The sequence below is a fragment of the Fluviicola chungangensis genome (assembly GCF_007558725.1).
Taxonomy (GTDB): domain Bacteria; phylum Bacteroidota; class Bacteroidia; order Flavobacteriales_D; family Crocinitomicaceae; genus Fluviicola; species Fluviicola chungangensis.
On the sequence record NZ_VLPL01000005.1, the window covers coordinates 12560 to 25075 of the forward strand.

General features: G+C 45.3%; 2 protein-coding genes. Both read left to right on the forward strand.

What is annotated here, in order from left to right; translation table 11 throughout:
- Positions 1-101 precede the first annotated feature (101 nt).
- On the forward strand, positions 102-10091 hold the full coding sequence (locus FO442_RS10915; protein ID WP_186280062.1) for an FG-GAP-like repeat-containing protein: 9990 nt from the start codon (positions 102-104) through the stop codon (positions 10089-10091).
- Positions 10092-10208: 117 nt separating this feature from the next.
- Positions 10209-12509 (forward strand): hypothetical protein, encoded by a 2301-nt coding sequence (locus FO442_RS10920; RefSeq protein WP_144333227.1) that lies wholly within the window; start codon positions 10209-10211, stop codon positions 12507-12509.
- The last annotated feature ends 7 nt before the right edge of the window (positions 12510-12516 follow it).

Here is a 12516-nt window from a genome sequence, read left to right on the forward strand (position 1 = left end):
AATCGACATATTCGCAAACGAGCGTATTAAATTTGTTAAAAAAAGAACTATCTTCGGCTGGTAGAAACTAATACACTTCCTGTTACCTTGACTAAATGTATATGAAAAAACTACTTATTTTCCTATCATTCTCCATGATAGCTCTTACGAATTGGTCTCAGATCTCCAACGCCTGTTTCAGTTCAAGAAATGACATTTCATTTAACAAACCCTATTCAGGAAGCCGCGGTATTGTCAAAGGTGATTTTGACAGTGACGGAATTCTCGACGTTGTTCTGAGTAACTACATAAGCGGAACAAGTAAACGGTTTTCCTTTCTAAAAGGACTGGGTGACGGGAAATTCGCGGCTGCGGTTTCATTTGGAAATTCTGGTAATCTGCCCCAGGATATCCGAAGTGCGGATTTCAACAATGACGGAAAACTGGATATCGCCTTAACCAATCAAACCGGAATTTATATCTATCACGGCCAGGGAAATGGGGTTTTTGACAGTATAACGACCCTCACTTTTACAAATGTAAAATACATTGCTGTCGGGGACTTTAATGAAGATGGTGCAATGGATATTGTGGGCGCCACGGGTCCACCAAGCTCTCAATTTACTTTATTCACAGGAACATTAGGTAATCCAACCTTATTTGGTTCTGCAGCATTTACAATCTCGAATCCCATCGTTAATATGGAGGTCGCCGATATGGATGGCGACAACCACCTGGATGTTGTTTCTTATACGAGCATCAGTACCGTTCATATTTCCAAAAATAACAACGGGAGTTTAGGTAACTTTTTCTCCGGCACCGCTATTTCCTCGTCTGGTTCCGGTGGAACCGATCTGACACTATGCGATATCGATAACGACGGTGACAATGATGTAATCACTACGAATAAAACCAGTAACAATATTTCCGTATTAAAAAACAACGGTTCAGGAGTACTGTCATCAGCAATAGTATATGCCACAGAATCAGGACCTGATGGAATCGATAATTTTGATATCAACCAGGACGGCTTCAAAGACATTGTCGTTGCAAACTTCAGTGCGAGTACAATATCCATTTTTTATGGCAGTAGCGGCGGTGCTTTAAGTTTATATCAAACGACACAAGCTGCCGGAAATCCAAAAGCATTGGTCATTGGACATTTCAATTCGGACAGTTATCCTGACATTGTCTCTGCACAGAATAATGGAACTTATATTAATTCATTTATAGGTAATTCCACCAATAATTATTTACAAACCAACCTGTTTGATGTTGGAGCGAGTCCAAGTTCTTCTTTCGCCGGAGATTTTAATAATGACGGAAATCAGGATGTTGCATTAACTTATTCAGGGTCAGGTACCGCTCAGATTTATCTGGGGAATGGTGCAGGAAACTTCACTGCAGGCGCTACTTTAACAACAGGAACCACACCTGTTTATATAACCGGTGCAGATCTGGACAATTCAGGTTCGATGGATCTTGTGGTCGTAAATAACGGAAGTAACAACATTAGCGTATTTTATGGAACCGGTAGCGGTACGTTTTCTGCGGGAACAAATTATTCGGTAGGAACAACTCCTGTACAAGCCAAGATCGGAAACCTGAACGGAGATGCTTTAGCAGATATCGTTGTCACAAATTCAGGAAGTGCCAATTTTTCAGTCTTAACTGCAAGCAGCGCGACGTCCTTTAATTCTGCCGTAAACAATACCACCAATACAACCCCATATGCCATAGCCATCATGGACTACGATCTGGATGGTATAAACGATATCATTATTGGTCACAATGCGGCGAGTAGTTCCCTTCTTTTACGATTCAAAGGAAGTGGTACAGGTACCTTTATATCCGGTGGGAATATTGGGGTCGCCAATGCATATTACAACCTTGTTACGTGTTTGGAAGCAGCTGATTTGGACGGAAACGGCTTAAGTGATCTGATCGTCGGAAGAAGCGGAGTGGTCGGAAAAATCTTTAATCCAGCTGCTACAACCGGCTCAGCTTCTACAAACGAAACAACCATTATCAATAATGCACTCGGATCCGGTGCGGTTGTAGGGCTTAAAATCGTAGACGTTAACAACGATGGCAAATTAGACGTCCTGGCAGTTTATAACAATAGCACACCAACCGTTGTAGGTACATTGGTTGCAAGTGTGGCTACTGCTTTCGGAACAAATTCCGGTTATGTACTAACTCCCCCTACTGTCGGATTTGCATCAGAATTAGATGGAGCCGGTTTAGCCGCAGCAGATTTCAACAACGATGGAAGAGTCGATGCAGTCGTTCCAAATAAGGCTTCGAACAGTTTTACCTTACATTTAAATACGACACCTGTAATCACTGCGGGCGGACCAACTACTTTTTGCAGCGGAAACTCTGTTACACTGAATTCCACTCCAGCCACCTATTGGTATGAATGGGATCCGAACAATGAAACCACACAAGCGATTTCCGCTACTGCAACCGGACCATATTATGTAGTGACCTCTTCTTCATGGAGTGATTGGTGTCAGGCGAAATCAGATACGATTACTGTTACGGTTACTCCTGGCCCAACAGCACCTACGATTACTCCAGGCGGATCAACCACCTTTTGTAGCGGAGGAAACGTGGTATTAACTTCTTCCCAGACAACAGGAAATCAATGGTACAAAGACGGTGTGCTTATTACAGGGGCTACCAACCAAAATTATACAGCAACAACTGCCGGAATTTATACCGTTACTTATACAAGTGGTGGATGTACTTCTCCGCAATCAAGTGGAATTACGGTAACTGCAAGTGAAACTCCGATAATCACCGCAGGCGGACCAACCACTTTCTGTACAGGAGGATCTGTGGTTCTAACATCCAGCGTTACAACAAATATTTTGTGGTCGAATGGAGCAACTACGCCGTCTATTACAGTAACAACTTCCGGAAATTATTCGGTTCAAAATAATGTTGGAGGTTGCCCTACTTTAACATCAAATACAATTACGGTAACAGTTGCTGCATCATTAAGTACCCCGACCATTTCACCGGCAGGACCGGTAACACTTTGCCCGAGCGGAACTGTCACACTCACTTCGTCTTCTGCAACCAACAACGTATGGTCCACCGGTGCAACTACGCAATCCATTACAGTTAATACTGCGGGGTCTTATTTTGTTCATTTGGATAACGGATCCTGTACTTCAGCAAATTCAACGGCTGTTACCGTTACAAACGGCTCAGCTCCTGCTGCTCCTACAATCACTCCAGGCGGTCCGACGACCTTCTGTGCAGGCGGATCTGTTACTCTCACTTCCAGTGCCGGAAATTCTTACTTGTGGTCAACCGGAGCTACCACTCCGTCTATCAACGTGACTACTTCAGGTTCATACACAGTTCAAGTGACTAATGCGGCAGGATGTCAAAGTACGGCAAGTGCCCCAACAGTGGTTACTGTGAATGCATTGCCTGCCGCTCCGACAATCACTCCAGGCGGTCCGACGACCTTCTGTGCAGGCGGATCTGTTACTCTCACTTCCAGTGCCGGAAATTCTTACTTGTGGTCGACCGGAGCTACCACTCCGTCTATCAATGTGACAACCGCAGGTTCCTATACCGTGCAAGTGACCAATGCGGCAGGATGTCAAAGTACGGCAAGTACTCCAACAGTGATTACGGTGAATACCGCTCCAAGTGCTCCAACCATCACTCCAGGCGGTTCAACGACCTTCTGTTCAGGCGGATCAGTAACACTTACTTCCAGTGCCGGAAATTCTTACTTGTGGTCGACCGGAGCTACCACTCCGTCTATCAACGTGACTACTTCAGGTTCGTATACCGTACAAGTGACCAATGCAGCAGGATGTCAAAGTACGGCAAGTGTCCCAACAGTGGTTACAGTGAATGCATTGCCTGCCGCTCCGACAATCACTCCTGGCGGTTCAACTACCTTCTGTGCTGGCGGATCTGTTACCCTTACTTCCAGTGCCGGAAATTCTTACTTGTGGTCGACCGGAGCTATCACTCCGTCTATCAATGTGACTACTTCAGGTTCATACACAGTTCAAGTGACTAATGCGGCAGGATGTCAAAGTACGGCAAGTGCCCCAACAGTGGTTACAGTGAATGCATTGCCTGCCGCTCCGACAATCACTCCAGGCGGTCCGACGACCTTCTGTGCTGGCGGATCTGTTACCCTTACTTCCAGTGCCGGAAATTCTTACTTATGGTCGACCGGAGCCACCACTCCGTCTATCAATGTGACTACTTCAGGTTCGTATACCGTGCAAGTGACCAATGCGGCAGGATGTCAAAGTACGGCAAGTACTCCAACAGTGGTTACGGTGAATACCGCTCCAAGTGCTCCAACCATCACCCCAGGCGGTTCAACTGCTATTTGTGCAGGCGGATCAGTAACACTTACTTCCAGTGCCGGAAACTCTTACTTGTGGTCAACCGGAGCTACCACTCCGTCTATCAATGTGACAACCGCAGGTTCATATACAGTTCAAGTGACTGATGCAGCAGGATGTCAAAGTACGACAAGTGCCCCAACAGTGGTTACAGTGAATGCATTGCCTGCCGCTCCGACAATCACTCCAGGCGGTTCAACTACCTTCTGTTCAGGCGGATCTGTTACCCTCACTTCCAGTGCCGGAAATTCTTACTTGTGGTCAACCGGAGCTACCACTCCGTCTATCAACGTCACTACTTCAGGTTCATATACAGTTCAAGTCACTAATGCGGCAGGATGTCAAAGTACGGCAAGTGCTCCAACAGTGGTTACAGTGAATGCATTGCCTGTCGCTCCGACAATCACTCCAGGCGGTCCGACTACCTTCTGTGCTGGTGGATCGGTTACCCTCACTTCCAGTGCCGGAAATTCTTACTTATGGTCGACCGGAGCTACCACTCCGTCTATCAATGTGACTACTTCAGGTTCATACACAGTTCAAGTGACTAATGCGGCAGGATGTCAAAGTACAGCAAGTGCCCCAACAGTGGTTACGGTGAATACCGCTCCAAGTGCTCCAACCATCACTCCAGGCGGTTCAACGACCTTCTGTTCAGGCGGATCAGTAACACTTACTTCCAGTGCCGGAAATTCTTACTTGTGGTCGACCGGAGCTACCACTCCGTCTATCAACGTGACTACTTCAGGTTCGTATACCGTACAAGTGACCAATGCAGCAGGATGTCAAAGTACGGCAAGTGCCCCAACAGTGGTTACAGTGAATGCATTGCCTGCCGCTCCGACAATCACTCCTGGCGGTTCAACTACCTTCTGTGCTGGCGGATCTGTTACCCTTACTTCCAGTGCCGGAAATTCTTACTTGTGGTCGACCGGAGCTATCACTCCGTCTATCAACGTCACTACTTCAGGTTCATACACAGTTCAAGTGACTAATGCGGCAGGATGTCAAAGTACGGCAAGTGCCCCAACAGTGGTTACAGTGAATGCATTGCCTGCCGCTCCGACAATCACTCCAGGCGGTCCGACGACCTTCTGTGCTGGCGGATCTGTTACCCTTACTTCCAGTGCCGGAAATTCTTACTTATGGTCGACCGGAGCTACCACTCCGTCTATCAATGTGACAACCGCAGGTTCCTATACCGTGCAAGTGACCAATGCGGCAGGATGTCAAAGTACGGCAAGTGCCCCAACAGTGGTTACGGTGAATGCATTACCGGCAACTCCGACAATCACTGCCGGTGGGTCTACAAATATTTGTATGGGGCACACTGTTACATTGACCTCCAGTACAGGAACTTCATACTTATGGTCAACGGGTGAAACAACTCAGTCTATTACTGTCGGAACTTCCGGATCTTATACTGTACAGGTAACGAATGCTGCAGGATGTTTAAGCAATCCTAGCGCTCCTACAACTGTTACAGTAAATGTTACAGTTGCTACCCCATCCATTTTAACCAGCGGACCAACAACCTTCTGTGAAGGCGGTTCGGTTACACTGACTTGTTCTACAGGATTCTTCTTCCTATGGTCAAATGGTGTAACCACCCAATCAATTAACGTGGATACTTCCGGTACATTTACTGTACAAAGACTGAATTTCTCCGGGTGTCAAAGTAACCCAAGTGCACCGGTTACTGTAACTGTAAACCCACTCCCAGCTGCTCCAGTGATCACTGCCGGAGGACCAACAACATTTTGCGCAGGTGGATCCGTGACATTGACTTCCAGTGCCGGAGCATCTTATTTATGGTCAACAGGAGAAACAACTCCTTCTATCGATGTAACGACTGCGGGGGCATATTCGGTTCAAATAACGGATGTAAACGGGTGTCAAAGTGATGCCAGTGCTGCAACAAACATTACTGTAAATCCAAATCCTTCAATACCTGTTATTACAGCGAGTGGTCCAACAACATTCTGTGACGGTGGATCTGTGGTCCTAACCTCTTCTTCTGCAAGTGGGAATCTGTGGTCGACAGGAGAAACAACACAGTCCATTACAGTGACAACATCAGGCTCTTACTCTGTGGATGTAACCAATGGTTTTGGTTGTACGACTTCGTCTGCAACAACGAATGTGACTGTGAATCCGAACCCGCCCATACCAATTATAACAGCTGGTGGCCCAACGACATTCTGTGATGGCAGTTCTGTTATATTGACCTCTTCTGCTTTAAGCGGTAATACCTGGTCAACAAGCGAAACAACACAATCGATTACAGTAACTGCTCCGGGTTCTTATTCCGTAACTGAAACAAACGGATTTGGCTGTTCGAGTTCTTCGATCCCAACAAGTATTACTGTGAACCCAATCCCTGCAATTCCAACTATTACAGCCGGTGGGTCAACTACTTTCTGTGACGGTGGTTCAGTGGTACTGACTTCTTCTGCTGCCAGCGGAAACCTTTGGTCAACGGGAGAGACAACGCAGTCTATTACCGTTACCACAAGCGGCTCATATACCGTAGAAGAAATCCAAGCCGGATGTTCTTCCGGACCATCTGCCAGTGAAACAATCACTGTAAATCCGAATCCTTCGGTTCCGACAATTACTCCTGCAAGTTCGACAACGTTCTGTGACGGAGGATCAGTAGTCTTGACTTCTTCTGCTTCAACCGGAAATATGTGGTCTACAGGCGAAACTACCCAATCGATTACAGTAACCGTCTCAGGATCTTATTCTGTTGATGTTACCAATGGTTTCGGTTGTACCACTTCATCTGGGTCTCCAACGATAGTAACCGTTAACCCGATTCCACCGGTTCCGTCCATTACAGCCGGAGGACCAACTACATTCTGTTCAGGTAACGCTGTTGTGCTGACTTCTTCTGCTTCAACCGGAAATGTGTGGTCTACAGGGGAAACTACCCAGTCAATTACGGTATCGACTTCAGGTTCTTATACAGTTGAGCAAATCTTGCTAGGATGCTCTTCCGGCTCTTCTATTCAAACAGACATCTTAGTCAACCCTACTCCTGCAACTCCAACGATTACAGCGGGTGGTCCAACTACTTTCTGTACAGGTGGTTCAGTTGTATTAACTTCAACAGCAGGAACAGCTTATTTGTGGTCAACAGGGGAAACAACTCAATCTATTACGGTAACAGCTTCCGGTTCTTACTCCGTAACGATTATTGACGGACCGTGTTCTTCAGCTTCTTCGAATGTCATTAGTGTTACGGTGAATCCGATTCCTGTTGCTCCAACTATTACTGCAGGTGGGCCGACCACTTTCTGTACCGGAGGATCCGTTGTATTGACCTCTTCGTCAAGTACCGGAAATATGTGGTCCACTGGAGCTACAACTCAATCAATCACAGTTTCTTCCAGTGGAACTTACACCGTTAATTTAACTGTATTGGGATGTACAAGCCCGAACGCAAGTCAAACAATTACAGTGAATCCTATTCCGGCTGCACCAAGTGTAACGGCAGGAGGCCCAACTACATTTTGTGCCGGTAGTTCCGTTGTTTTAACTTCTTCTGCCAGTTCTGGAAATACCTGGTCCACAACAGAAACAACGCAATCCATTACGGTAACTGCCAGTGGTTCATACACAGTTACCCAGACCTTATTGGGTTGTACATCTCCGGCTTCGGCTCCCGTTAACGTCATCGTAAACACCATTCCGTCTGTTCCAACGATTACTGCCAGCGGACCAACAACCTTCTGTGCAGGAGGATCGGTTACATTGACCTCATCTTCTGCCACGAATAACTTCTGGTCTAACGGAGCGACAACACAGTCTATTACGGTAAGTTCTTCCGGAACATTCCTGGTACAGGTAATTACGAACGGATGTAGCTCAGGAACTTCTGCACCGAAAACAGTAACGGTCAATCCATTACCACCTGCCCCAACTATTGTTACGGGAACAACCGAATCCATTTGTGCCGGTTCTTCCGTTACATTAACGTCCTCATCAACTGGTGGCAATGTTTGGTCAACCGGTGCTACAACACAATCAATTACCGTTTCTACGGCCGGTTCCTATTATGTAACCGTAACAGATGGTAACGGATGTACTTCTCCGGCTTCTCCTACAACTGTTGTAACGGTGAATCCGCTTCCGGCTGCACCGGTTATCAGTGCAAACGGACCAACTACTTTCTGTTCGGGAGGTTCTGTGGTGCTTACTTCGTCCTATAGCTCGAATAACTTGTGGTCAAGCGGATCAACTGCAAACTCAATCACGATAAGCAGTAACGGAACATACACTGTTACCCATACAGATGCAAACGGATGTGTTTCTCCTACCTCGGCTCCTGTAACCATCACTGTGAATTCCATTCCTGCAGCACCTGTTATTACTGCCAGCGGACCAACTTCATTCTGTACAGGAGGATCAGTTATCCTAACGTCTTCACAGGCAACCGGAAACTCGTGGTCTACAGCGGCAATGACACAAAGCATCACCGTCACAACAGCCGGTGTTTACAGTGTGATCTATATTGATGGAAACGGATGTGCGTCCTCTTCTTCCGCTCCGGTAGTGGTGAACGTCTTCTCGAATCCTCCAGCTCCTTCCATTTCTGCCGGCGGGGCAACAACGATCTGCCAGGGATCTTTTGTGACTTTGACCTCTTCTTATACGAGTGGAAATACTTGGTCAACAGGAGGAGTTACTCAGAATATCAATGCAACAACGAGTGGGGCTTACACGGTAACATATACCAATGCAAACGGATGTTCCACCACAAGTGCTCCGATGAACGTCACAGTTATTCCGGTATCCTCGATCCCAACTATATCTGCCTCCGGATCAACAACGATTTGTGATGGCTCAAGTGTTACATTGACTTCTTCTGATCCGAACAGTACCTGGTCGACCGGTGCGACGACACAATCAATTGCAGTGACTACATCCGGTTCCTATTGGGTGGTTGGAAACCAAACAGGTTGTCCTTCACAGCCTTCTGCTCCTGTCGTTGTGAATGTAAATCCATCACCGGCCGCACCGGTTATTACCCCAAGCGGACCAACAACTATTTGTGAAGGTGAAGAATTATTCCTGTTTACTTCGGGAAGTGGAACAAATACCTGGTCAACCGGTTATATCGGACAAGTATTGGAGGTAACAGCTTCAGGAAACTATTGGGTGACCGTTCAAAACGTTTACGGTTGTACCGCTTCTTCAACAGTGGTTCCGGTAGTTGTAAATGAAAATCCTGTAGTGACAATTAATCCGTTTAATCCGTTGTGTTCTTACGCTTCACCATTCACCATGTCAAATGGTTTGCCTGCAGGAGGTACTTACACCGGAACGGGAATCACTACCAATATCTTCTACCCTGCTTCAGCGGGTGTCGGGTCTTCAATTGTAACCTATACATACGTGGATGTGAACGATTGTTCTTCTTTTGCTCAAACAACTATTGAAGTGAACGACTGTGCAGGGATTGATGAAAAAGAGAAATCTTATTTCTCGCTATTCCCGAATCCGAATAACGGGCAATTCCAGGTTCTTTCCAGCGGAACTCCGATGGATCATATCATCATCTATGATGCCCAGGGAAAAATGGTCTTCAATGAATCTTATCCGGGAATCTTTACCCTTGAATTTGATTTGAATGCCTGGTCAAACGGGGTTTATTATATCGAAATTAACAGTGATCAGGAAATCCAGGAACGGATTCCTTTGATCATTAACCATTAAAAAAACGGAAATCCCGGCTTCACACCACGAACGCCGGGATTTTTGTTAACAACTATTTTTGTTACGTATTTCAGTGGAACCAATTATTAAAGATATTTGAATTCCAGAATCAAACGCATGAAATACGTTTACACGCTTTTAATCTCATTGGTATGCCTTACATCCTTTAGTCAGGGAACAAATGACCTGACAGCAGAAGATCGCGCATACCTTTTCCATATCGTCAAGAAAAGTCCCATTCTCGATAACAGCATCGGACGATACTTCGAATATTCGGGACCACTTGTCCGTTTAATGAACAAAGAGTTGAACTACGATTCTATTGAGAGTTACATCATCAATAATCCGAATGCACTTTTCATCCGGAAAGGAGAAATTGAAAAGTCCCCGAAAGGGATCATAGCTGAAGCAGCAAACAAAATGGCCTTGTGGGAACTGAATAAGGTTTTACTGGCATCCCGTCAATCGGAAAACGATTTGGAACGCTACAGAACACAATACAATCAATTTGAAACACTTCTGAAATCAAAACTTCCTGCCTCTGCCCTGAAATCAGAAAATGGAAATACCGAAATTCAAAAGAAAATTCTTGCTGTCCTCAATCCAAGTCTGAGTTTTGACGACAAAGCAGCCATGCTGGCCACTTTCCATTTCCTTTCGGTGGAAGACCAGTTGGTAACGCTTGAAGCAATGAATTATGCAACCAATGCGTATGTGGAAAAAAGAGCTTATGGGATTTTTTTACAACTAGGAGGAACAGCAACGACTTTCAAAAATATCCTCATCGCCGCAGGAGATGGTTCGGAAACTTCGGGCCTCCTGAATGAACGGGAAAAAGATGAGAACGGTAGATGGAATAAAGGACTTCCGAAAGCGATCGGATTATTTCCTTACGAAGCCAAGATCATTGACCCTTCCAAAAGAAATAAAACAGCATTGGAACCGGTTCGCATGCCTGTAATCGATTTTGAAACTGTTGGAGAAAACAAGTTGACACAGCTTCATTTTGATGTATGGGGATACAATTCAAAAAAACAAACAACCGTGGTCATTGAACGAAACGGCCTGTCATATCACTTATTCGGTTCAAACGATACGCGTTTTCTTTCCCCGGATTCCACCTACAGCAACGGAAAGACTTTTCAAGCGGTCATTAATGAACTGGAAAAAGATAAGATTGCCAAACTTTGGGATAAAATCTACGGTAAAAAAGGATACGATTACGAAATCGAGACTGCAAAAAGGAAAAAAGACGAAACCGAGAAAAAAATCAACGAGGACGAGCACAAATACTCCAACATGACCCAAGGAACAATTACAACGAGTTCACGGGTTCCGGGTTCTGTGAAAAGAGCCAAGAAAAAAGCCCTGAAGAAAACAACCGGCGGAGAATTCAATGCACAACCGAAGACAGATTCGGATAAAAAAGCACGCAAGAAAGAACAGGAAGGAATCATTTACCTTTATGGAGAATATGAACGTTACAAAAAAATAATTGCCGAACTGGAAATCGAAAAGAAAGCTGCAATCGACTTATTGGCTATTTACCAAAGACGATTGGACAACTATAAATCCGCAATGGGCTATCATTGGGTTGATTTTACCGAAAAAGATGGACTCTACACCTTCTCCGATTCTTCCACTTTCGATTTGTATACGCAGGAATTCACTTTTAAGGCCGATACCTTAAAGACACCTTTCGAAGTACGTTTGATTGCAATCCCTGACGGACCGCTTTCTGACAATGCTGACGAAGTGATGCTTCATGTAAACCTGGCGGATTCAAAACCGGGATTCGATGCACGTGTCCAGTTGAATTTGTTAGACCAGTTCGAATCCAATAAATGGAACCTGGATAATCCCCTATTCCACGCATCCGACAGCGTTTCGATACGGCAGTTCTTTGAGGCCCTTTTAGACAAAAAGCTCCCGTTCGAAGTCATCAGCCGCGGACAGGGAGTTGGAAAATGGAACGGCACCAGCGTCGTAAGATCTGCCGATAGAACGGAATGGAATTCATACCAGGGCGGAACAGACGAAGAACGATTAAGATCTAAAATGGACTCTTCCAACCTGCGTTTACGCTCAACTCAGGTTAATATCTTTTTAAATCGCGGAATTTTACTGGAAATCAACACCTTTACCGATCCGGTGAAGACCAATTTAAAAGCAGCGAACGAATCCATTCAAAACGAACTGAACAAATATCATTTAAGTGGAAATGATTACTTATCTGCCCTGCGCACTGCAACAGTCATCCAAAAACTTAAAACGGAACTGAATGTGCTTGCAGGAACTTATTTGAGCAGAGAAGATGCCAAAATTGTTATTGACAGATTGAATAAACAATTAGAAGGAGTAAAAGTAAGCTGTGGACCTACTTCATTCAAGTGGCAGGAATTACTAAATATCAAGTAAAGTAGTG